The 20,834-nt window shown below is 69.4% G+C and carries 21 protein-coding genes; 14 read left to right on the top strand and 7 right to left on the bottom strand.

What is annotated here, in order from left to right; all coding sequences use genetic code 11:
* Positions 1-141: 141 nt before the first annotated feature.
* The 6 genes from ACFE8Y_RS07350 to ACFE8Y_RS07325 all read left to right on the top strand — a co-directional run bounded on the left by ACFE8Y_RS07350 (position 142) and on the right by ACFE8Y_RS07325 (position 6,809).
* Entirely contained in the window at positions 142-1,689 is a 1,548-nt protein-coding gene (locus ACFE8Y_RS07350; RefSeq protein WP_375463742.1) for an amidase, read from the top strand.
* A 33-nt stretch (positions 1,690-1,722) separates the two neighbouring features.
* Positions 1,723-2,475, top strand: a complete 753-nt coding sequence (locus ACFE8Y_RS07345) for a DeoR/GlpR family DNA-binding transcription regulator (RefSeq protein ID WP_375463741.1) — start codon at positions 1,723-1,725, stop codon at positions 2,473-2,475.
* Positions 2,450-3,751: a Zn-dependent hydrolase gene (locus ACFE8Y_RS07340; RefSeq protein WP_375463740.1), complete on the top strand. Its 1,302-nt coding sequence runs from the start codon at positions 2,450-2,452 to the stop codon at positions 3,749-3,751. The genes ACFE8Y_RS07345 and ACFE8Y_RS07340 overlap by 26 nt, the downstream gene beginning before the upstream one ends.
* Positions 3,748-4,698: a phosphotransferase family protein gene (locus ACFE8Y_RS07335; protein WP_375463739.1), complete on the top strand. Its 951-nt coding sequence runs from the start codon at positions 3,748-3,750 to the stop codon at positions 4,696-4,698. The genes ACFE8Y_RS07340 and ACFE8Y_RS07335 overlap by 4 nt, the downstream gene beginning before the upstream one ends.
* 16 nt (positions 4,699-4,714) lie before the next feature.
* Positions 4,715-5,653 (top strand): phosphotransferase, encoded by a 939-nt coding sequence (locus tag ACFE8Y_RS07330; RefSeq protein ID WP_375463738.1) that lies wholly within the window; start codon positions 4,715-4,717, stop codon positions 5,651-5,653.
* A 205-nt stretch (positions 5,654-5,858) separates the two neighbouring features.
* Positions 5,859-6,809, top strand: a complete 951-nt coding sequence (locus ACFE8Y_RS07325; protein WP_375463737.1) for an IS1595 family transposase — start codon at positions 5,859-5,861, stop codon at positions 6,807-6,809.
* Positions 6,810-6,829: 20 nt separating this feature from the next.
* Here the strand turns inward: ACFE8Y_RS07325 and ACFE8Y_RS07320 are convergent, their stop codons facing one another.
* The gene (locus tag ACFE8Y_RS07320) at positions 6,830-7,585 is read right to left on the bottom strand and encodes a hypothetical protein (RefSeq protein ID WP_375463736.1); all 756 of its coding nucleotides are present in this window, start codon (positions 7,583-7,585) and stop codon (positions 6,830-6,832) included.
* A gap of 587 nt (positions 7,586-8,172) precedes the next feature.
* On the opposite strand from ACFE8Y_RS07320, the gene ACFE8Y_RS07315 reads away from it, so the two are divergent.
* Together ACFE8Y_RS07315 and ACFE8Y_RS07310 are read left to right on the top strand one after the other, a co-directional pair.
* Positions 8,173-8,364, top strand: a complete 192-nt coding sequence (locus ACFE8Y_RS07315; protein WP_375463735.1) for a hypothetical protein — start codon at positions 8,173-8,175, stop codon at positions 8,362-8,364.
* A complete protein-coding gene (locus ACFE8Y_RS07310) occupies positions 8,361-8,936 on the top strand; it encodes a hypothetical protein (protein ID WP_375463734.1) in 576 nt (191 codons plus the stop codon). Before ACFE8Y_RS07315 ends, ACFE8Y_RS07310 begins: the two co-directional genes overlap by 4 nt.
* A gap of 405 nt (positions 8,937-9,341) precedes the next feature.
* Here the strand turns inward: ACFE8Y_RS07310 and ACFE8Y_RS07305 are convergent, their stop codons facing one another.
* Positions 9,342-9,818 (bottom strand): BLUF domain-containing protein, encoded by a 477-nt coding sequence (locus ACFE8Y_RS07305; protein WP_375463733.1) that lies wholly within the window; start codon positions 9,816-9,818, stop codon positions 9,342-9,344.
* 123 nt (positions 9,819-9,941) lie between these two features.
* On the opposite strand from ACFE8Y_RS07305, the gene ACFE8Y_RS07300 reads away from it, so the two are divergent.
* Positions 9,942-10,349, top strand: a complete 408-nt coding sequence (locus ACFE8Y_RS07300; RefSeq protein ID WP_375463732.1) for a hypothetical protein — start codon at positions 9,942-9,944, stop codon at positions 10,347-10,349.
* Between the two features lie 332 nt (positions 10,350-10,681).
* Entirely contained in the window at positions 10,682-11,845 is a 1,164-nt protein-coding gene (locus ACFE8Y_RS07295) for an acetyl-CoA C-acyltransferase (protein ID WP_375463731.1), read from the top strand.
* A 693-nt stretch (positions 11,846-12,538) separates the two neighbouring features.
* On the opposite strand, the gene ACFE8Y_RS07290 is transcribed toward ACFE8Y_RS07295, so the two are convergent.
* Positions 12,539-13,390: an NlpC/P60 family protein gene (locus ACFE8Y_RS07290; protein WP_375463730.1), complete on the bottom strand. Its 852-nt coding sequence runs from the start codon at positions 13,388-13,390 to the stop codon at positions 12,539-12,541.
* 296 nt (positions 13,391-13,686) lie between these two features.
* Between ACFE8Y_RS07290 and ACFE8Y_RS07285 the strand changes: the two genes are divergently transcribed.
* Positions 13,687-14,019: a hypothetical protein gene (locus tag ACFE8Y_RS07285; protein WP_375463729.1), complete on the top strand. Its 333-nt coding sequence runs from the start codon at positions 13,687-13,689 to the stop codon at positions 14,017-14,019.
* A gap of 6 nt (positions 14,020-14,025) precedes the next feature.
* On the opposite strand, the gene ACFE8Y_RS07280 is transcribed toward ACFE8Y_RS07285, so the two are convergent.
* The gene (locus ACFE8Y_RS07280; RefSeq protein WP_375463728.1) at positions 14,026-14,712 is read right to left on the bottom strand and encodes an SDR family oxidoreductase; all 687 of its coding nucleotides are present in this window, start codon (positions 14,710-14,712) and stop codon (positions 14,026-14,028) included.
* A 52-nt stretch (positions 14,713-14,764) separates the two neighbouring features.
* On the opposite strand from ACFE8Y_RS07280, the gene ACFE8Y_RS07275 reads away from it, so the two are divergent.
* Complete coding sequence (locus ACFE8Y_RS07275) at positions 14,765-15,049, top strand: hypothetical protein (RefSeq protein ID WP_375463727.1); 285 nt, start codon at positions 14,765-14,767, stop codon at positions 15,047-15,049.
* A 51-nt stretch (positions 15,050-15,100) separates the two neighbouring features.
* Here the strand turns inward: ACFE8Y_RS07275 and ACFE8Y_RS07270 are convergent, their stop codons facing one another.
* From ACFE8Y_RS07270 to ACFE8Y_RS07260, 3 genes are all read right to left on the bottom strand, one after another.
* Positions 15,101-16,162, bottom strand: coding sequence for an outer membrane protein (locus tag ACFE8Y_RS07270; RefSeq protein WP_375463726.1), 1,062 nt, complete (start codon positions 16,160-16,162; stop codon positions 15,101-15,103).
* 350 nt (positions 16,163-16,512) lie between these two features.
* The gene (locus ACFE8Y_RS07265; RefSeq protein WP_375463725.1) at positions 16,513-17,235 is read right to left on the bottom strand and encodes an autoinducer binding domain-containing protein; all 723 of its coding nucleotides are present in this window, start codon (positions 17,233-17,235) and stop codon (positions 16,513-16,515) included.
* 334 nt (positions 17,236-17,569) lie between these two features.
* A complete protein-coding gene (locus tag ACFE8Y_RS07260; RefSeq protein WP_375463724.1) occupies positions 17,570-18,286 on the bottom strand; it encodes an MgtC/SapB family protein in 717 nt (238 codons plus the stop codon).
* 269 nt (positions 18,287-18,555) lie between these two features.
* Between ACFE8Y_RS07260 and ACFE8Y_RS07255 the strand changes: the two genes are divergently transcribed.
* On the top strand, positions 18,556-19,560 hold the full coding sequence (locus ACFE8Y_RS07255) for an AAA family ATPase (RefSeq protein ID WP_375463723.1): 1,005 nt from the start codon (positions 18,556-18,558) through the stop codon (positions 19,558-19,560).
* 237 nt (positions 19,561-19,797) lie between these two features.
* Positions 19,798-20,727, top strand: coding sequence for a DUF58 domain-containing protein (locus ACFE8Y_RS07250; RefSeq protein ID WP_375463722.1), 930 nt, complete (start codon positions 19,798-19,800; stop codon positions 20,725-20,727).
* Positions 20,728-20,834: the final 107 nt, after the last annotated feature.

Genomic DNA, 20,834 nt, shown 5'->3' with positions numbered 1-20,834 from the left:
GACCGGGTGCTGATCCTCCAGAAGGGGATGATCACCCGCGAGGTCCCGCCCGAGGTCGCCCGCGACCGCACGATGATCGACGAATTCGTCGGCATGAGCTGATCTGAAGACCGTCCGAATCCGGCGGAAGGGACACGAGCGATGGATGCAGCGCAGATGATTCCGGAGATCGAGATCGTCGAGATGACACTGGCCGACGCCGCCGACGCGTTCGCCAGCGGCGTGACCGCGGAGGCCCTGACGCGGGCCTTCCTCGCTCGGGTCGAGGCCTACAACCCGCGCTACAACGCACTCATCATCATGAACCCGGAGGCGCTGGCCGACGCGCGGGCCAGCGACGCGCGACGTGCGGCCGGCGCGAGCCTCGGACCCCTCGACGGCGTGCCGGTGGTGATCAAGGACCCGATGGACATGGCAGGCCTGCCGACCACCGCCGGGTGGCGCTTCCTCAGCGCCAAGGCCGGCGGGGTCGACCTGATCCCGGAGACCGACTCGCCCGTCGTCGCGCGGATGCGGGCGGCCGGCTGCGTCATGCTCGGCAAGACCAACGTGCCGGTGCTCAGCGCCACCGGCAGCCACGCCAACGACAGTTGGGCCGGCCCGACCCTGAACTCGGCCGCCCCCGAGAGCCTGCCCGGCGGCAGCAGCGCCGGCACGGCCACCGCCGTCGGCCTGAGCCTCGCAGTGCTGGGGCTCGCCGAGGAGACCGGCGGCTCGATCCAGAACCCGGCCTCGGCGCAGGGGCTGGTCGGCATCAAGCCGACCTTCGCGCTGGTGCCGAACGCCGGCGTCGTGCCGCTCGCCGGCTCCACCCGCGACGTCGTCGGCCCGATCGCCCGGTGCGTCCGCGACGCGGCGCTGACGCTCGACGTGCTCGCCGGCTACACCGCGGCCGACCCGAAGACGGTGGCCGGCATCGGCCGCCGGCCGAAGGGCGGCTACGCGGCCAAGCTCGCGCCCGACTACCTCAAGGGCAAGCGCCTCGGCCTGTTCGGGCCGGGCTGGCGCGACCTGCCGCTCTCGGCCGAGGCGACCGCGCTCTACGCACGGGCCCAGGGCGAGATCACCGCCTGCGGGGCGACGCTGGTCGCCGACCCCTTCGCCGGCTCGGGCTTCGCCGACCTCGGCGAGCCGACGCCGGGGCTGAACCACTTCGACGCCCGCGGCATGGAGTCGGTCGCCCACGACCTGCAGCTCTACCTCCGGCGGCTCGGACCCAGCGCCGCTTTGCGCACGGTCGAGGCCTTCGCCGCGGCGACGAAGGCCGAGGACGCCTTCGCGCCCGGCGGCGTGCTGCACTACCTGCACCAGCTCCCCGCCTTCGGCCCGATCCTCGCCGACCCGGAGAGCCCGCCGGACCTGTCCGGGTTCCTGGCGCTGCGCGAGGCCTACCTCGACGTCTTCGACCGCGTGACGGCCGCGCACGGCCTCGACGGCCTCGTCTTCCCGCAGATGCGCGACGAGCTCCCGCCGCTGCACGGGGGCCGCGCGATCAACGAGACTACCGTGTGCGAGATCAACATCGCGGGGCTTCCCGGCGTCACGGTGCCGGCGGGCTTCTACGCGTCGGGGGCGCCGTTCAACCTGATCTTCGTCGGGCCGATGTGGAGCGAGGCGGACCTTCTCGGCTTCGCCTACGCCTACGAATCCGCGACCCACCACCGCCGCGCTCCCACCTTGGCCGGCTGAACGTGGACGCGGATCGGAGCACGATGCGGGCCGATGCTGACGGACCACCGCCATCAGGAGATCCTCGCCCGCCTGCACGGCGCCGGCCGCGTCGGGGTCTCGGATGCGGCGGCCTTCCTCAAGGTCTCCGAGGAGACGATCCGGCGCGACCTCAAGCTGATGGAGGTCCGCGGCCTCCTGCGGCGCATCCACGGTGGCGCGGTGCCGCCTCGCCTCGACCAGGACCGGCCGCTGGTCGAGCGCGGCAAGACCAACCCGCGCGAGAAGGCCCGCGTCGCCGCGATCGCCGAGGGGCTGGTGCGCGACGGCATGTCGATCTTCATCGACACCGGCACCACCACCCTGGCGCTGGCGCGGCGGCTGACGCAACGCAACCTCACGCTCACCACGAACTCGATCGACGTGGCGCAGCTCATCGGCGCCGGCCCGTCGCGGGTCAACCTGACGCCGGGCACCCTGCGGGCCAAGGACAACGCGCTCGTCGGCTACGAGACCGTGGCCTACGCCCGGCGCTACTTCTTCGACATCGCCTTCATGGGCATCTCGGCCTGCGACCTCCACCACGGCTGGATGGATTACGAGGAGCACGAATCGGTGCTGCGGCGCGCCCTCAAGGGGCAGGCGCGCCGGGCCGTGATCCTGGCCGATTCCCGCAAGTTCGGCCTCCAGGCCAACCTCTGCACCTTCGACCTCGCCGCCCCGCTCACGGTCGTCACCGACCGGCCCCCGCCGCCGCCCTTCGCGGAGCGCTTCGCCCGGCATGACATCGACCTCATCAGCGCCTGACGGAGGCGGGGCCCGCGACGACGGCCTGCGCGCGCTCCTCGACGGCTTTTCGGAGTGCGGCGCCACGCCCGGCGGCGGCGTCACCCGGCTCTGCGGCAGCCCGGCCGACGGGCGGGCCCGCGACCTGTTCGCGCGGTCCGTGCGGGAGGCCGGCGCGGAGCTGCGCACCGACGCGGTCGGCAACCAGTTCGGGATCTTCCGCCTGACGGGGACGCCGGGCGCGCCCCTGGTGATGATGGGCTCCCACCTCGACAGCCAGGTCCGGGCCGGGCGCTTCGACGGGACGCTCGGCGTCGCCGCAGCCCTCCGCGTCGGCGCGGCGCTGCGCGCCGAGGCCCGCGCCGGCGCCGCCTTCGCGGCCGATTTCTGCGCCGTGAACTGGACCAACGAGGAGGGCGCCCGCTTCCGGCCGAGCCTGATCGGCAGCGGCGCCTACGCCGGCCGTCACGCGGCAGCGGACGCCCTCGACATCCGCGACGACGACGGGATTTCCCTGGGCGACGCGCTCGCCGGGATCGGACATCGCGGCGGCGACCCGGCCCCGCCGCTGCCGGCCTGCTACCTCGAACTCCACGTCGAGCAGGGCACCGTGCTGGAGGCGGCGGGCGCCGTCATCGGCCTCGTCGCGCGCAACTGGGGGGCGATCAAGATCGACGCGGCGTTTTGCGGCGAACAGGCCCACACCGGCCCGTGCCCGATGGACCTGCGCCGCGACGCCCTGCTGGCTGCGGCCTACGCCATCGCCGACGTGCGGACGATCGCCGAGGGCTGGCCGGGCCGCGTCCACACCTCGGTCGGCCGCATCCTCGTCGCGCCGAACTCCGCCAACGTGGTCCCGGCCCGGGTCGAGCTCTCCGTCGAGATCCGCTCGGCCGACGACGCGATCCTCGGGGCAGCCGGCGCCCGCGCCGACGCGGCCCTGCGGGATGCGGCCGCGCGCGCTCGGGTGGATCTCGCCGTGATCGCGCGGACCGAGCGCCCGATCCGGCACCTCACCGAGTCCGTCCGCGACCTCGTCGCGCTCGTCGCCGAGGAGGCCGGCTACCCGGCGCTGTCCCTGGACACGGTGGCCGGGCACGACGCCCTGAGCCTGCTCGGCCGCTGCCCGACCGGCCTCGTCTTCGTGCCGAGCGTCGGCGGCATCGCCCACAACGAGGCCGAGGCGACCACCGACCACGACGTGCAGGCGGGCTTTGCCGTGATGCTCGGCGCGGCCCGGCGCCTGTGCCGCGCCGGCGGCGTCCCGAAGGCCGCGATGCGGGGAGACGCGCGATGAAGCCCGTCGGCTCGCCCGAGACGCCCTTCGAGCACCGGATCGAGGCGGCGCTCGCCCGCGTGCCCGCGTGGCGGGGCCAGGCCCTGCGCTACGAGCGCGCCGCCGCCCCGGTCGCCTCGCCGACCCACCGCGCCGTCGCCTCCGATTGCATCCGCCTCGCCCGCCACAGTGAGCCCGACCTGTTCGTGAAGATCCGCCACCCCGACATGGCGGCCGACCTCACCCCGGTCGCGGCGGGAGCCGCCGAGCGCGCCGGGCGCCTCGATCTCGGACCCGCCTTGCGCCTCGCGGAGGGCGACCTCCTCGCCTTCGATCACCTCCCCGCCCCGTGGACCTACGCCCGCGTCGGCGACCTCCAGGACCGCGACCGCCTCGCCGCGGTGCTGACGGCGCAGAAGCGGTTGCAGAGCGAGCCGCCGCTCGGGCACCGCTTCGATCCCTTCGCGCGGATCGCGGCGCTGGCCCAGGAGGCGCGGGCCGTCGCCGCGCCGCTGCCGGACGGCACCGGGGACCTGATCGCGGCCGCCGCCCTGATCGGCGCGGCGATGGCAGCGGCGGGCCACGACCTGCGGCCCTGCCGCAACGACGGCATCGCCTCGAACGTCATGCACGACGGGGCCGCGATCCGGCTGGTCGACTTCGACCTCGCGGGCGATGCCGACCCGTGGTTCGAGGTCGGCGCCCTGATCAACGAGGCCTGTGGCTTCGACGAGGAACGCAACGCTGCGATCGAGGCCTATGCCGGGGCGGGCACTGCCCGCCTCTACGCCCGCTGCCGGCTCTACGGCGCGGTCGACGACGTGATGTGGGGCCTGTGGGGGATCGTCCGGGCGATCACCGCGCCGCGCGACGGCATCGAGTTCTTCAAGTACGGCCAGTGGCGCCTCCTGCACGCCGGCACGACGGTCGGCGCCTGGGACTTCGAGGCGTGGCTGCGCCGCCTTTAGAGCCTTGGGAGGGCGGATGATCTGGAAGAGCCTGGGCGAGGCCGCGACGGCGGGCGAGCGCGACCTCGAGGCGATCCTCGCCCGGGTGCCGCGCTGGGCCGGGACGCGCCTGCGCTACCTGCCGGTCTCGGGCGGGATCAGCAACGCCAACTGGCGCGTGTCGACGGGCGCGGGGCCCGACTGCTTCGTCAAGGTGCCGGGGCGCGGCACCGAGATGTTCATCGAGCGCGGCGCCGCCAACGAGGCGAGCCGGAAGGCCCACGCCTGCGGCTTCGGCGCCGCGGTGATCGACTTCCTGCCCGGCGACGGCGTCGAGATCTTCGCCTTCGTCGAGGGCTTCCGCGCCACCTCGAACCTCGACTTCCTGCGCCCCGCGGTGCGCGGGAACGCGGTGGCGGCCCTGCGCGCCTTCAACGATTCCGGCCCGCTGACGCTCACCAAGACCGTGTTCGACATGATCGAGGAGCACGTCGCCCAGGTCGCGGCCGTCGGGGGCCGCGTGCCGGCGGACTTTGCCGCGATGATGCGCCGCTACGGCGAGGCGAAGGCGGCGCTGACGGCATCCGGCCTCGACCTCGTGCCGTGCATGAACGACACGCTGGCCGGCAACTTCCTGATCGATGCCGACGACCGGGTGATGCTCGTCGACTTCGAGTACGCCTCGAACAACGAGCGCGCCTACGAACTCGCCCTGTGGTTCGACGAGATGGCGTTCTCGGAAGACGCCGAGCGCGCGATGATCGAGGCCTATTTCGGCCGCTGGGACGCGGCCATCGACGCCCGCATCCGCGTGCTGAAGGCGCTGGCCGACCTCAAGTGGGCGACCTGGGCGATGATCCAGGAGGCGGTCTCGACCCTCGACTTCGACTTCTACAAGTACGGCACCTGGAAGCACCGGCGCGCCCGCACCCTGTTCCACCATCCCGACTGGCCGCGCTGGCTGCGGCGGCTGTGATCCGGCCCGCGCCGGGTCGTGTCTCGGTTCGAAATTCGACCCCGTTCGGCCGATTGTTTCCGACCCAAGCTGGTCGTACAAGTTGCTGCAAGAGCTGCCTGAGAGCGGACATAGACCTGGGTTCTGAGTGACGGTAAAAAATAGGCGATATTGCACTTGACGTACCCAACGACTGAGGTATGGTAATCCGCATAAGGGTTTACCGATGTCCAAGGCCGTTCTGAGCGCGAAGCACTTCCACGACGAGGCGGCCGCCTACGCCTATGTCGAGGCTCGTGTCTGGCCGCAGGGTCCGACCTGCCCGAAGTGCGGCACCTTCGAGCGCATCGGTAAGCTCGGTGGCAAGTCCACCCGGATCGGCACGTACAAGTGCTACGAGTGCCGCAAGCCCTTCACCGTGAAGGTCGGCACGGTCTTTGAGGACTCTCACGTCCCGATGCACCTGTGGCTCCAGGCGATGCACTTCGTGTGCTCGTCCAAGAAGGGCGTGTCGTTCAACCAGCTTCACCGCACGCTCGGCGTGACGCTCAAGACCGCGTGGTTCATGTCCCACCGCATTCGCGAGGCCATGCGCGACGGCGCTCTCGCCCCCATGGGAGGCATCGACGGCATGCCCGGCGCTGGCGGCATCGTGGAGGCCGACGAGACCTTCATCGGTCGCGAGCCCGGCGTGCCGAAGGCCCGTGCCTATCACCACAAGATGAAGGTGCTGTCCCTTCTCGACCGCGATGCCGGCAAGGTTCGCTCTGTCGTGGTGGACGACATCAAGCCTGAGACCCTTCGCCCGATCATCGAAGAAAACATCCTCAAGGAAGCCAGCCTCTTCACCGACGAGTCCAGCATCTACACGAAGGTCGGCACCACCTTCGCCGACCACCAGATGACGACCCATTCGGCCAAGGAATACGTCCGCGGCATCGTTCACACGAACACCGTTGAGGGCTACTTCTCCGTGTTCAAGCGCGGCATGAAGGGCCTCTACCAGCACTGCGGCAAGCAGCACCTGCACCGCTACCTCGCCGAGTTCGATTTCCGGTACAACAACCGGGTGAAGCTGGGCGTGAACGACGTGGAGCGCACGGAAAAGGCGCTCATTGGTATTACCGGCAAGCGCCTTACGTATCGAATAGTTGGTACGGCGACGGTAAGCCCGTAGCGGGTCTATGAAGACAAACTTCACTCCGACTCGCTATCTTCCGACTCCACCGGCGTTACGTCGTCTTCGTCATCCTCCATGGCTTCGAAGGCGGCTTTCTGAGCCCGAAGCACTTTCATAAGCCGATCAATATCACGCACCGATTTGAGGGCTAGCGCGCCCGTTAGGACCGCACCGTCAAAGGCGATACTAAACGCCTTGCCGTTTAATGGTGCCCCACTAATAGCTGGGGCGGCCACTGGCGAGGGCGCTGCTGGTGAACCACTCTGCATAGGAGCCTCCTTGGCACGTCCATCCGAAGATGGAGCCTGCACCTGAGCGCCAGCCTGCACCATGTCTATTGTATCGCGATAAAAGCGGATAACCTGATCCAGCGCCCCTTCAGAAAATCCCTTGCGGACGAGATACGGTCGCAGGCTTTCATCCGACGGGGGGCGATCTGGCCATTTCTCCTTAATTTCAAGGAACAGGGCTGGTCGGAAAGCGGCATCCTCTACCGCCGCTTGCCGCTCGGTAGCGTCATGCGGGTATATGAGACGCATTCCGAGATCAGAGATGCGGGCTTCGCCAGTACCAACGGACTCAATCAGCCCATATTTCGATAACGCCGATACCAAGGTGGCCGAAGCGCCGTTTATGCCGCTGAATCCGAGGTGCTGAACCAAGGCTTCGCGAGCCATTGCATTTTTGCCTTCCGCCTTGTGCAGCGTCTTAATGCGCTCGACAGCGGACGGTAAACTTATCGCCGGGTAGTTAGGGCTGCGGACTCGGGCCATAGCAGGGTCTCCTAGAGAGAGACCCACCGATAACGCAGCGCCTCGAATAAATCAATTTTTATCTTGATCCAGCGAATTTAAGGCTTGCAAACGTCGCTAACGCCGATAGTTTAAGCCGGCCGGTAAGCGGCAGGGAGGCAGTTATGGCCACACCCGACTTGCCCCTAGCGCCTTGGTCCCCGGCGCGATGGGGCTAAAACGACGAAAGCCGGCCCTGTGGCGGGGCCGGCTCTCTGAGGGGACCAGCAACTGGGCGGTCGGCCCAGCCTCTAGTGCACTCGCAAGCCTAGAGTCGCATGACGGCCGCCCACCTCGCAAGCCTTTTCAGCAGAAAGGGTTATGGCCGTGGTGTGGGTGAATGCCTACGTCCGCCGGCGGTTCGGGTCTCTCGAATTCGTCTGCGGCCACTTCCGCAGCTTGCCGGCGTAAAGCCGCAGCGCGAGTTGCCCAAGGGCGAGCGCGATGCGGTCGGCGGGTGACGCAATCGGTCTTTAGGTAGACTCTGGCCGTCGGGGCGCGCTCCGGCGGCCTTTTGCTGTCCGCCCGCCGCGAGCCTACAGTTGCCGCCGACGACGAGGGCCAAGCCGATGCCGACAGACACCCCCTCCAAGCCCAAGCCGCCAGGCAAAAAAGCCGAGGCGCTATCCCCGGCCGAGCAGCGCCGTCGCTTTGAGGAACTGTCCCGCGAGCTAGGGACGGACAACGGCGAGACGCTTGATCGCGTGTTCGGGAAGATCGTCCCGCCGAAGCAGAAATTGAAAACGGATGCACGTCAATGACGTTCGGAGAAACTGTAGCTTCGAATTTAATCTCTTCTTTTGCTGTGGGCATAGTATTTGGCGCTACAGCAGCCTATTTTACTACTTGGCTGGCATTCAAGCGTTATAAGCTAGAAAAGTGGTGGGATAAAAAGGCATCTGCATACGAAGCAATTCTAAATAACTTATTTGAATTTATGTTCTTCTTTGAAAAAAGCCTTGAAGCTCATATGACTGATAGAGAGCCGTCGCAGGCCGTCAAAGACGAATTACAGAAAAAGTCGGAGGAGGCCCACAGAAGCCTTAGAAAGGCTGCAAAAATCGGCTCATTTGTTATATCTGACAAGGCGGAGAACTTTTTGGTTATACTTGAAAGAAAATTAGATAAGGCAATTGAGAGCCAAGTTTGGTATGATTTTATTGACAGCAGCTTTGATGCTGCAACAAATGCATTGGACGACTTGCGCGATGAGGCTCGCAGAGATCTGAGTCTTGAGCCCTCCTTACCTCTAGCTAATTTGTCGCACAAGACTTGGCAACGCGTCCGAAACCGATCCGGACATGCCGACCTCGGAGCCCCTAGAGAAGGCTAAGGCTGGGTACGTCAAGTGCAATATCGCCAAAAAATACCCCTCCGCTGCCCTTCAGCACGTCCGCTTTTGGCGGCGACGCATCTGTTTCAGTGTCGTATTCCGGAGCGGATCATCACAACAATCCATTGGTACGGCCCCTGCGAGCAACCAACCAAAAGCCGTTGACTCGGATAGCGGCTAAAGCGCTCGCATGTATTGATGATCCTGACAGGAAGGAGGAAACGAGCCGCCCATATCCCGAATCCAGACACTCGCGGCCGCTGCGGCGACGATCAGCAATCCGCGCACCCGGTGCCTTTCGCAACGCGCGTCGCGCACACGCGTTCTGGCGACTTACATGCGGATAGATCATTTCGCCACGACGCCAGTGGCGAATCGGTTTGAGGCTACCGGTTGCTGGCCCGATCAGCTTCGCCCAAGCGAATTCAGCGGCCCCGAATCGAGCTGCTTGAGAATCCGCGTCAGTGCCGCGACGTTGTTCTTGTCTTCGGCGCTTTCGAGCGCGTCCTGTAATACCAGGCGGATGTCCTCGGCTTCGACCTTCTCCATGTCCCAGTTCGGATAGAGACGCTCTCGCTTTTCCTCGCTCTGGCTCAGCGGGACGATATCGTAATGGCGCGTATCGCTATGCAGGCTCGCGATCAGCTTCTGTATCTGGGCGGTCGGCCCCTCGATCCACTGGAAGAAGACGCCGCTGCCGAAAACCAGCACCCCGGTGATGCCGCGCGCGGGATTGTGGCGCTGGGCCGACTCGACGATGCGGCCGACCTCGGCGTCGTCGACGCCGTCGGCGGCACGGCTGCAGTAGACGAAATGATAAAGCTCGGGCAGCCCGGCTTCGTCCAACTCAGCGCCGCGTGGAAAGCCGTATTCGTCGAACATGGGTGGGCTCGTCCCGTTTATGCCAGGCAGGCCGTTCCGCCCGGTGCGTGAGCGGCAGGATAGCGCAACGGACCTGATTTGGCATTGAACTTGGTCGCCCAAGCCGTCGCGCGGACACCGGACGTGCTGCGACTCGATGGGCCCATCAGCGCGCTCGCCCTCGGCCAGACCAATCCGGTGATGACAAGGGTGCATGATCTCCTGCGCGAGCGCGGCGTGATTGCCGTCGCGGTGCTGTACGACATGGCGCTCGCGGCGCGCTTCGCCAACCGCGTGATCCTACTCGCCGACGGCGCGGTGCTCGCCGACGGCCCTCCACCCAGTCATCAGGCGAGAAACGACCTGCGGGCCGATCAGCCCGATTCCGCCGATAACGACGATCTTCATGCGACGCTCCATCTGTCTCGTAGCCCACGGAGGGCTTTCCACGAAGTGACGAGCGAGCGCGTGGGCGATGTGACATCGGCAGTAGCGAATTGCGGTTCAGCTAGAGCATTTTCCATGGTTCTTGAATCACGGAAAATGCTCTAAGTCTCTGTGTGGTCGCATTTTCTTCACGCGAGCCGGTATCCACCTCGCTGGAAAATGCTCTGGCAGGACGCGTTGAACCGAAGGTCGGCTTTCTGCCGGTCAGCCATTGTCTGAAGCTGGCGCCCAACTGCCTGTCGTCGCTCCCGGAGCAAGCGTCCGCTATTCAAGTTTTGCCACCGGAAGCGGACCGGCGAAAATCCACCCATAGCTGACCATCTCAGCCAAACTTCACACCGAGACACCATCCCGCGCCGGGCGGGCTGGACATCCGGCCACCCCCGGGCTCGGATGGCCGCCAGAGTGCGCCCACGCGCTGATCCCGGGAGGAACCGATGGCCGATCCGATCGTCGTGGCCGGCGCCGCGCGCACGCCGATGGGGAGTTTCCAGGGCGAACTGAAGGGCTTCTCCGCCCCCGAACTCGGCGCCGTCGCGATCCGCGCCGCGGTCGAACGCGCCGGGCTCCCGGCCGACGCGGTGTCCGAGGTGGTGATGGGCTGCGTGCTGCCGGCGGGCCTCGGTCAAGCACCGGCCCGGCAGGCGGCGCTCGGCGCGGGCCTGTCGCAGGCCACCCCCTGCGCGACGGTGAACAAGGTCTGCGGCTCAGGGATGAAGGCGATCATGCTCGGCCACGACATGATCGCTGCGGGCTCGGCCGACATCGTCGTGTCGGGCGGCATGGAGTCGATGTCGAACGCCCCCTACCTCCTCGACAAGGCGCGCGCCGGCCAGCGCCTCGGCCACGGGCGCCTGCTCGACCACCTGTTCCTCGACGGGCTGGAGGACGCCTACGAGCGCGGGCGCCTGATGGGGAGTTTTGCGGAGGATACCGCACTGCACTACCGGTTCACCCGTGAGGCGCAGGACGCCTACGCGCTCGAATCGCTGGCCCGCGCCAAGCGCGCGACGGAGGCCGGCGCCTTCGCCGACGAGATCGTGCCGGTGGGGGACGTCCGCCGCGACGAGGGCCCGCTTCGGGCGCGGCCCGACAAGATCCCGACCCTGAAGCCCGCCTTCCGCCCCGACGGCACGGTGACGGCGGCCAACGCCTCCTCCATCTCCGACGGCGCGGCGGCCCTCGTGCTGATGCGGCGCTCGACCGCGCAGGCGGCGGGCCATGCTCCCCTCGGCGTGATCCGCGGGCACGCGAGCCATGCGGGAGCGCCCGCGTGGTTCTCCACCGCGCCGGTCGGCGCCATCGGCAAACTCCTGGACAAGGTCGGCTGGCGCGCGGGCGCGGTCGATCTCTACGAGATCAACGAGGCCTTCGCCGTGGTCGCGATGGCGGCGATGCGCGACCTCGGCCTGCCGCACGACCGCGTGAACGTCCACGGCGGCGCCTGCGCGCTCGGCCACCCGATCGGCGCCTCGGGCGCCCGCATCGTGGTGACGCTGCTCGCCGCGCTCAGGCGGACCGGCGGACGCCGGGGCATCGCGGCGCTGTGCATCGGCGGCGGCGAGGCCACCGCGATCGCGGTTGAGCGAGCGCCGGATTGAGGGCCGGCCGCGCCGCGGCGCCGAATAGGGCGTTCGAAGCGCCGGGCGGCTCCCAGGGGTCTCCCGTATTCCCACATCTCGGTTTGCGCTTTGGCGCGGCCTCTGCTTCCCCGTCGCGAACTTCGTGGGGGGTTCGTGTGCGCCCGCCCGAAGAACCGGACCGCGCGAAGGCCTGCCTGCCCCCGTGACGGTCCAGGCCGTCGCCGTGCGCGAGGGCGATCCGCCGGCCGCCGGCGGGGTCCCTTGGCGGCGCGTCACCCCCCATGCGGTCGAGGGCTTGGCCGATGCCCGCGCCCGGGTGGCGTTCCGGCGTCGGCGCCGGTGCATCGAGCAGGGGGTCGGCACCCTGAAGACCAAGGGCTTCGACATCGAGGCCCCGCGCCTCGGCGAACCCGACGTCCGGACAGCGAGGCGCCAGGCTCCAGGCCAGACGGGTAGACGTGTGAAGCCGCTAGCCCAGGAGGGAGGGTTGGGGGGAGGGATGCGACTTATCCGGACACTTCTCGTCCCTCTCCCGAACGGGAGAGGGGACCCGCGCTCTTCCTGGATCGCGTGGAGCGGTGTGTGAATGCCGTAGTCCCTAAAACCGTATTGCACGCCTCCGGTGCGACCCTCCGGGTCCGGGCTCTCGCCTTCAGCGAGCCCCGGGATCACGGCGGAGGGGGAAGAAACCAGGACACGCACGAGGCGGACCTACAGCCGCCGCATCCCCGTCACCGGCCCGTAGCTGTTGGCCTCGATCCGCGCGGCGGCCAACCGCAGGGATTCGACCGCCACCGCCATGTGGTGGCCGTTGGCGTGGATCAGGCGCTCGGCGTCGAGCATCAGCCCGGTGTGGCCGCGCCAGTCGATGAAATCGCCGCGGCGCAGGCCCTCGAACGACACGGGCAGGGGGCGGCCCACGGTTCCCGCCTGCTGATCGGCGTCGCGCGGGCAGGCGAGGCCGGCCATCTCCAGGCAGAGCTGAACGAGGCCGGAGCAGTCGAGGCCGAGGCTGGTGCGCCCGCCCCAGAGGTAGGGCGTGCCGACGAGCCGCTCGGCGGTGCCGGCGTAGTCCGGCAGCCGTCGGTCCAGCGGCGCGCAATGGGCCGCGAAGACGTGAGCGCCGTCGTGAAGCCGGAGGAAATCGCCCGCCTCCTCCGCAACGGCGACGGCCGCGCCGAGGCCGAGATGGCCGAGCGCCGGTCGCTTCATGTCGGGGGCGGGGTAGAGGAAGGTGCGCAGCGCCCGCACCCGGTGCGTCGGGGCCGGCTCGATGGGGCCGAGGCAGCCCTCCGGCACGTAGCCGACGGTGCCGTCGCGGACGAGCTGGACCCAGGCGAGGCCGTCGCGCGCCTCGTAGAGCGTGACCGCGTCGCCCATCACCGCCTCGGTCTCCAGGCCGGCCTCGGGGTGGGGCGTCCGGCGCAAGGGGGCAACGGGGACCGCGATGCGCCGCGGCTCGCCTGCGACGAAGCGTGCGGCCTCGACGATCCCGCGCAGCCGCAGGTCGGCGAGGTCGGGGCGGGCCGGGGTGATGCGCGGATCGCGAAGCGGGTGCGGCATGGTCCGGGCGGTCTAGGCTGGGGGCGGGGCTCGGGCAACCGGGCGATGATCCGCGGCAGGCATGACCGTCCGAGGCCACGAGACCGGCGCCATACCGCGTCATTTCGACGCGTTTTGGTGGATGCAGCCGGGCATCCACGCCGGGAATGCTCTGGCATACCAGCGTTTTGGCGCGCCTGCTGCCGGCGGTGTCCCCGTCCCGGACGTGTACCGCGCAGGGCGGCGACCCCTCTTGATGCAGTGCACAATCGGCGCGCGTCTGCTACGTTCCGACGCCGACGAGTGCGAGCCGTGCCGTGAAGAAGACCAAGAAGAGCTTCGCCGACCTGCCGCCGATCCGGGTGCGCCGCGAGCCGCCAACGGTGATCGAGGCGGTGGTCGCCGCCCAGGACCTGTCCGACGACCTCGAGCAGCAGGTCGAGATTGCCGCCGGCCTGATCGGCCTGCCCGCCGCCGAGGTCCGCCCGCACGTGCTGGCCGCCGTGCGCGCCAAGCCCGAGCGGGTGCCGGAGCGGATCTTCAGCCAAGGCGGCCCGAGCCGGGCGCCGCGCACGGTGATCGTCGAGCGCCGCACGCGCCCGCCGGTGATCGTCGAGCGGCGCGGCCGCCCCCTCGACCCGCGGCGCTGACGCCCGCTACCAGTCCAGCGTCGTGCCCCGGTAATCCACGTAGGCGCAGCCCGGCCGACCCAGCCGGGCCTCGATCACGTCGGCCATGCCGGCGACGCTGGTCGCCACGTCGAGGTCGGCCTCGGGGCCGCCCATCTCGGTGCGGACCCAGCCCGGATGCACCAGCAGGACGCTGACGTTCGCGTCGCGGTGGCGGATCTCGAAGCTGCGGGCGAGCGTGTTCAGCGCCGCCTTGCTCGCCCGGTAGTTCTCCCAGCCGCCCTCGTCGTTGAGCGCCACGCTGCCGAGGATCGAGGTCATGAGCGCGAGGCTGCCGCCGGGGGCGAGCCGATCGCGAAACGCCTCCGCGAAGCGGATCGGGCTGATCGCGTTGGTGAGGTAGACCTGCGCGGCCACCGCGCGCGGGACCGCGTGCAGGGGATCGTGCGCCCGCGTCGCGACGCCCGCCACCACGAAGACGAGATCGTAGGTTTGGGATTCCAGCCGGCCGTGGAGCGCGGCGACCGCCGCGTCGTCGTCGATGTCGACCGTCTCGACAGTGAGGGCCTCCGAGACCAGCGCGGCGAGTTCGGGCGAGGGGGTGCGCTGGGTCGCGGTGACGCGCCAGCCGCGCTTCAGGAAGGTGTCGGCGAGGCCGAGCCCGAGGCCGCGCGAGGCCCCGACGATCAGCGCGTTCTTCGCAGCGGTTGCCATGGGCGGTCTCCTGCGGGGCCGGGTTCGAGGGCCGGCGCCGTGCCCGCACAGGGTGGTGCCGCGGCGCTGCAGGGAAAGCCTGCGGCCGTTCGCGCAGGTGCGTGACCGCACGTCCGCGCCGGACGAGGCCGGGTCGAAATCCGTGACGGCGGGCATGGCGGATCGGCTGCGGGCGATCGCCGATCGTGTCGGGTCGGTCGAGGCAGCCGACGAGGGTTCGGTCGCGTTCGGGCCGGACGAGAAACAGCGACTGGCCGCTCGGGGTGGAAACCGGCTGTTCAACGGCGACGTGATGGCCGTCCGCATCTGCTCCTATCTCGGACGCGGAGACACCTGATCGCCGGCGCGGATGCGAGCTTGATGGTGCATTCGCGCCCGAACCCGGCCGCTACCAGCGATAGTTGAGACCGATCAGTCCGGTATCGATCTCGGCCCGCAGCCGCGCGTCGTAGCCCGCCCGACGCAAGAAGGTATCCGGGCCGAGGACGACGTGCTTGTACTCGGCCTTCATGCTGACCTGCGGGGTGAGTGTGAACTCGATGCCCGAGCCGGCGGTCCAGCCGGTCTGCAAACGCGTCTCTCCGACCGAGAGACCGCCGAGCGCGTAGGCGAGGCTCACGTCGCCGTAGGCGAAGCCGCCGGTGGCGTAGACGAGGAAGCGGTCCCAGGCGTAGCCCACCCGCCCGCGGACCGTGCCGAACCAATCGACATCCGAACGCGCCGTAAAGCCTCCAACGCGGTAACGCCCCGCTATCGCCGAACCATTAAGGTCTGCCTCCACGCCGACGAGGATGCTGCCAATCTGATGATTGTAGCCGATCTGGCCGCCGCCGAAGATGCCGCTCGTGCGGATGTCGCGCTTCTGCCCAGGCAGCGCCGTGACCGCCGCCAACGTCGCCGCGTCGATCCCCTGCGCATTGGCAAGTGGGCCGGTCAGCGCGGTCGCAACGATGGTCGTCGTCGTCCCCGGACCCTGGACATAGGTGCCTTGGGCGCCAGAGTTGTTGTACTGGACAGGCCCGTTGCCATTTGAAGAAACGTCAAATATCGAACTGCACGTACCGTTCGAAAATACGAGATTGTAGAGAGAATTATTTGACGTCGAATAAGACGTTAGATTTCCTACGCTCGTTGCAGGGATGTAACCGATAGCTGTGAACAGCGAAGGCGTAACAATACCTTGCCTTAGTCCTGCCTCCTGTTCCGGCGTGAGCACGATCGTGGGGTTGTTCGGCTGCCGGCTACAGGACGACGCCCCCGGGATGGTCACCGTGGTCGTGCTCTGTTGGACAGGCGATTTGCGCGGAGACAAGCTGTTCGTACCGGTGCCCCCGCCGAGGCTCGCCCCGGCATAGAAGCCGGACCAGTCGCGGATCGCCGGTTCGGATCTGCCGGCCTGGGCGAGGCCGGGAGCCGTCGAACATCCGAGCAGGGCCAAGCTCAGGCTCAAGCTTCGTATCGTCACATTGCGCTCCATCGAAAATCAGTCTCGGACTACGCACCCTTCTCTGAATCGCTTGTATTGAGCGGGCGGCCGTGAGCGAAGATTGCGCATGTCATGGGCCAGCGGATACCTCCAAACGGAGGTACGCGATTGACAGAATCCGCGTGTGATTATTAAACAACACAAGTCATAAACACTGCTGAAGTCATCTATTGATTATTTAATTTCTCATTAAGACACAATCAAAAATAGTTAATAAATTCTCCTTTGAACGACGATCGAGAACCGCGCGGAAGTACGGTCGATGCGAGAGTCGAACGATCATCTCGGAACCGCAAGACGGCCGGCGCATGCCTTCAAGCGCCGCCCCGTAGATCGATCAGATCCGCCAGCAGGGCCGTCGCCACGGCCTGCGCGCGCGTCGCCGCGCCGAGCCGGCGCTTGGCCCGCTCGACATACGAGTGTGCGGTCGCCTTCGTCAGGCCGAGCGCCGCGCCGATCCCGGCATCGTCGTAGCCGCGGGCGACGAGCATGAGCACCTCGCGCTCACGGGCCGTCAGAGACGGTGGTTGCACGCTCTCGCCCGACAGGCCCAGCGCCCGGACGAAGGCAAACCGGCAGAGAGCCGCGACCCGATCGAGCCCGGCCGCGTCGAGATGGTCGAGGCCCGGCGTGGCGAGGCTGACGACGCCGACGCGGCCCTCATCCGCCGGATCGCGCACAGGCACGAGCAGGCCGTCGCTCCATCCGAACTCGCGCGCCGCTGCGAAGATGCGGGCGCTGGCGCCCGGCTGGCTGGCCTGCACCTGCTTCCACGTGAATGGTTCGGCGGCGTGCTGCGCGGCGGCGATGACGGCATCCTCCCCGGCGAAGCCCTGGCGGGCGTAGAGTTCAAGCCAGGCCCGCGGCCAGTTGATCAGCACGAACGGGTCGCGCGCCGCCTTTGCACCCGCGTTGCCGTGAGGGAGGTAACCGGCGGCGTAGGCCGTGAAGCCGCATTCGCGCACCGCGCGCCCGAACAGCGCGTTCAACTCGACCAAGGTCGCGGCCCGGTGCGCGGCTTTCTCGAAGGCTTGCATCCCACTACCTCGGTGCCGTTTGACGCCGGCTGATCAGCTTATCGACCGATCCGATCAACCCTCCGCCGAATGGATGCTGAGGACGGCTGCTCGACGATGATCGATCGTAGCATCCGTCAGCCGATTTCTCACATCGTGCTTTTTCACCCGCCGAGGGCATCGCGATGACCGCAGTCGCACGATGAGCGGTCATTCGCTGATCACGGTTGGAACGGCCGCAACGGGTCGGAAGCAGGCGCTCGGCCACTCCAAAAACGCAACCCGACACCCCACCGCAGGGTGTGCAGGCTTGCCCGCATCCGCACGCCCCGATCCGTCGGCGACGGCCGGGACGTCAGGCGGCGCTCTGGACCGACCACGTCGCGTGGCGGATGCCGGGCTGGGTCTCCAGCGCCGCCGTCACCGCGTCGAGGTCCCGCGCGGTCACCGCGGTGGCGATCAGCGTGGCCACCACCTCGATGAGGTCCTCGCCGCGCTCCGCGACCGCGACCCCGCCGACCGGGTAGCCCGCCGCCTCCAGGCGCTCGACCAGGAGGTCGCGGGCGGGGCCGGCGGCCTCGGGGGCCGTCGTCACCTGGACCGCGTAGGTCGCCTCCGTCGCGCTCGCGTCGATCGGGATGCGGTCGATGGCGTTGACGAGGGGCCGCAGCAGGGTGTTGCAGGCGAGCACCGCCGCGGTGACGAAGCCGGCCTCGAGGGGCAGGTCGGCACCGCTGAACGCGCCGACGGCGGCCGAGCACCACAGCGTCGCGGCCGTGTTGAGGCCGCGCACGTTCAGGCCCTCCTTCATGATCACGCCGGCGCCGAGGAAGCCGATGCCGGAGATCACGTAGGCCACCGTGCGGGTGCCGCCCTCGTTGCCGGTGAGCCGCACGCCGAGGTCGACGAAGGCGGCGGCGCCCACGGCCACGAGCACCGCCGTGCGCAGGCCCGCGGTGCGCTGCCGGTACTGCCGCTCGGCCCCGATCAAGGTGCCGAGCGCGAAGGCGACGGCGAGGCTGATCGCGGAGTTCAGGGATTCGGGCGTGGGCGTGGGGAACGGGCCGGGCATCGTGCCTCCTACCCGCGCCGGCATGACGGATCGGTGACGCCCGCCGGCATTTCCCGCCCGGGCGGCGTCAACCTGGGTTCGGAGCCCGGATCGGCCCGCGGGCGGGATTGACGAGGGCCCCGGGCAGCGGGCACACGGGCGGGCCTATGGATCCCTTAAGAATCCAGGTTTCGAATCCGAGACGAGGAGACGTGCAGGATGCAGGACCCCGTTCCCGCGGCGGCCTCCGGCCCGAACGACGCCCTGCCCCTGGCCGGGTGCCCGCGCGCATGAGCGGCGCAGCCCTGGCCTCGCGCCCCGTCGCGTCGTCGGCCGACGATCCCCTGCGCGCCCGCATCCACGCGCTGCGCGCCGGCCTGGAGCACGGCCTGATCGGGGCGAGCGGCCTCGTCGAGCGCCTGCTGATCGGCCTGCTCACCGGCGGCCACCTCCTGATCGAGGGCGCGCCGGGCTTGGCCAAGACCCGCGCGGTCAAGCGGCTGGCCGACGGCCTCGACGGTTCGTTCGCCCGCATCCAGTGCACGCCGGACCTGATGCCGGCCGACCTCACCGGCACCACCGTCTGGCGCCAGGACGCCGGCACCTTCGAGTTCCTGGCAGGCCCCCTGTTCCACGGGCTGATCCTCGTCGACGAGGTCAACCGCGCGCCGCCCAAGGTGCAGTCGGCGCTGCTCGAGGCGATGGCGGAGGGGCAGATCACGGTGGCCGGCCACACCCATCCGCTGCCCGACCCGTTCATGGTGGTGGCGACCCAGAACCCGATCGAGCACGCCGGCACCTTCCCGCTCCCCGAGGCGCAGCTCGACCGCTTCCTGCTCCACGTCGTCGTCGGCATGCCGGACGAGGCCGCCGAGCGCGCCATCCTCGACCTCGTGGAGGGCGAACTGAACCACCACGCCGAAGCGATGCCGGTGCGGCTCACGGTGGACGAGATCCGCAGCGCGCGGGAGGCCGCGCTCCGGACCTACGTCTCGCCCGCGCTCAAGGACTACCTCGTGCGCCTCGTCGCCGCGACGCGCACGGATGCGGCCGCGCCCGACCTGCGCGCGGCGATCGAGCACCCGGCCTCGCCCCGGGGCACCCTCGCGCTGATGCTGGCGGGCAAGGCGCGGGCCTACCTGCACGGGCGCGACCACGTGATCCCCGAGGACGTGGCGGAACTGGCCGCCGACGCGCTCTCCCATCGCATCGGCCTGACGTGGCGGGCCGCCGCCGAGGGGCTCACCGCCCGCGGCATCGTCTCCGGGCTGGTGCAGCGGGTGCGGGCGCTCTGAGGTGCGCGCGCCCGAGCCCACGCGCGCGACCTCTCCCTCCCCCCGACGCAGCTCGGGTTTGCCCGAGATGCGCACTCGGTGTGCTCAAGTCGGGCCAGCCCGACTTGAGTGCGGGGGAGGGTGGTCCGCGCAGCGGGTCGGGAGAGGGGAGCGACCTCTCCCGACCCTCGCTGACGCGAGGGCCACCCTCTCCCGCAGAGGGGAGAGGGAGGTGCGGTGCGACCTGCGGGCGTCGGCATGACTGCTTCCGCCATCCCTGACGAGGTCCAAAACCACCCCGGCCTCCACCTGTCCGGCGCGGCGCTGATGGGCTTGCGCCACCTCGCCCGCCGCGGGGTCTCGCCCGCCACGCGCACGCTCGCGGGGCTCCCCGGCGGCATCGTCACCAAGCGGCGCGGGCGCGGCTCCGAGCCCGACGACGTGCGGCTGTGGTCGGAGGGCGACGACCGGCGCCACATCGACCGGAACAGCACCGCGCGCACCGGCGTGCTGCACGTGCGCACCCACCACGACGAGCGCGACCGCGCCGTGGTGCTGCTCGCCGACTTCCGCCCCGCGATGCTGTTCGGCACCCGCCGGGCGCTGCGCTCGGTGGCGGCGGCCGAGGCGCTGGCGCTGCTCGGCTGGCGCGTCGTCGGCGACGGCGGCCGCGTCGGCCTCGTGGTCGCGGGCGCGGGCGAGCCCACCGCGCTGCGCCCGGCGGGCGGCGAACGGGCGATGACCGCCGTGACCGGCGCGCTCGCCACCGCCCACGCCCGCGCGCTCGGCCTCCCCGTCGCCGACGACCCGCCGCTCGACGCCGTGCTGACGCTGGCCCGCAGCCTGCTGCCGTCCGGCGGCCACCTCGTCATCGCCAGCGCGCTCGATGCGCCGGGGCCTGAGTTCGACCGCCTGCTGACGCTCCTGGCCGAGCGCCTGTCGATCCGCCTGATCCTGGTGAGCGACGCCTTCGAGCGACTGCGGCCGCCGGGCTTCTACCCGTTCGCGCTGCCCGACGGACGCCGCGGCACCGTCCAGGCCGGGCGTGCGGAGCGGGCCGCGCCGCCTGCCGCCGACGCGCGCTTGGCCGACTACGCCCGCCGCGGCATCGCCGGCCTGCGCCTCGACGTCGAGGCCGGCCCGGAGGCCTACGCCCCGCTGATGGAGCGGCTCGATGCGGTGCTGTGAGGGGACGCCCCTTCCCTCCCCCCTCCGCGGGGGAGGGTGGCCCGCGAGCCAAGTCGGGAGAGGGGAGCGCCGCATCCGGCACTGTCGCTCCCCTCTCCCGACCCTCG

The organism is uncultured Methylobacterium sp. (genome assembly GCF_964242245.1).
In the GTDB taxonomy this organism is placed as follows: domain Bacteria; phylum Pseudomonadota; class Alphaproteobacteria; order Rhizobiales; family Beijerinckiaceae; genus Methylobacterium.
This window is presented reverse-complemented; position numbering and strand designations above follow the sequence as displayed.